Raw genomic sequence first — 1,293 nt, 5'->3', positions numbered from 1 at the left:
CGGCTGGTGCGCGCCGATGTGGCCGTGCTGCCGGTCAGGGACGGGGCGCTGGACGCGGTGTTCGCCGCCGGACTGATCGCCCACCTGCCGCAACCGGCGGAAGGGCTGGCGGAGTTGGCGCGCGTCGTGCGTCCCGGCGGGCGGTTGGCGCTGTTCCATCCCATCGGCCGCGCGGCGCTGGCCGCCCGGCAGAGCCGGGTCGTCACGGAGGACGACCTGCGCGCCGAGCCCAACCTCCGTCCGCTGCTAACCGGTTCGGGGTGGCGGCTGGAGTCGTACGTGGACGAGGAGACCCGTTTTCTCGCGCTGGCGGTCCGTCAGGACTGAGCCGCCGGACGCCCGGGCGCGGACGTCCTCTTCTGCCCGGGGGCCCCGGACCGTACGTTGGAGTGCCAGGCAGCGCCCGTCAGCAGGGGAAGGTGGACCCGGTGTTCGACCGACTGCGCAGGATCCTTGTCTCGGACCGCCCCGCCGCACCGTCCGGATCACAGCCCCGGGCACGACAGCACAACCTCTTCGAGGCCGCGGCCACCTACGTGGCGGCGTGCGCGGAGGACGATCAGCAGCGCGGTGACGAGGCCGCCGGGTGGGTCTCGCCGGAGGCGCTCTCGTTCGGCGTCAGCGAGCTGGCGTGCCGCGCCGTGATAGCGCTGGCGCGGGAGCGCGACGAAACACCGCAGACGGTGGCCCGCAGCCTCCTCGGGCTGCCCGCCGCGTGAGAACACCGCAGGTCCGGCCCGGTCCCGGCACCGACCGCGCGGACCCCGGGCCGTAGCGGACTCTCGACGTCCGGGTGGTCCACTGGCTAGGGTGCGCCGACAACCGCTCGAATCGGGAGGTGTCGTGTCCGTAGCGGACGATTCCATCGATGATGACACCCTGTATGTGCTCACTGCCGCTCTGCTGACCCCGGCGCAGTTCCCCGGTGTCCTCGGGGACGACTACCCGGAGGCGTGCGCCGCGCTCGGGCTTGAACCGTGGCCCCGGGGCTACGGGCTGGTCCTGGGCCAGGACGGCGACGGTGCGCGCTGGACCGTGGCAGTGGACGACGTGTCGCTGGTCGCCGTCGCGATCGCCTCCTGGGACTGCGGCATGGAGTACGACCTCTCGCCCGAGGAGCGGACCGTCGTCCGCGCGCTGCCCGGCTGGCCGCTCGACCTGGCCGTGTCGGCGCCGGGCGTGCCCGCCCCGCACGACCCGGATCGGGACCTCGTGCCGGAGGACGGAGAGCCCGGAGGGATCGCGCGGACGCCGCTGGCCCCGCCCGACACCACGGTCTGGGGCCCGGCGCAG

The 1,293-nt window shown here is 74.2% G+C and carries 2 protein-coding genes and 1 pseudogene; all 3 read left to right on the top strand.

Translation table 11 applies throughout. The features are described from left to right. On the top strand, positions 1-327 hold a 327-nt coding region (locus GT042_RS07890), incomplete at its 5' end, for a methyltransferase domain-containing protein (RefSeq protein ID WP_161307987.1). Positions 328-449: 122 nt separating this feature from the next. Next, positions 450-719, top strand: coding sequence for a hypothetical protein (locus tag GT042_RS07885; protein ID WP_345943710.1), 270 nt, complete (start codon positions 450-452; stop codon positions 717-719). A gap of 124 nt (positions 720-843) precedes the next feature. Further along, positions 844-1,293: pseudogene (locus tag GT042_RS07880) on the top strand (hypothetical protein); the annotation flags it as partial.

The sequence above is a fragment of the Streptomyces sp. SID3212 genome (genome assembly GCF_009865405.1).
GTDB lineage: Bacteria > Actinomycetota > Actinomycetes > Streptomycetales > Streptomycetaceae > Streptomyces.
This window is presented reverse-complemented; position numbering and strand designations above follow the sequence as displayed.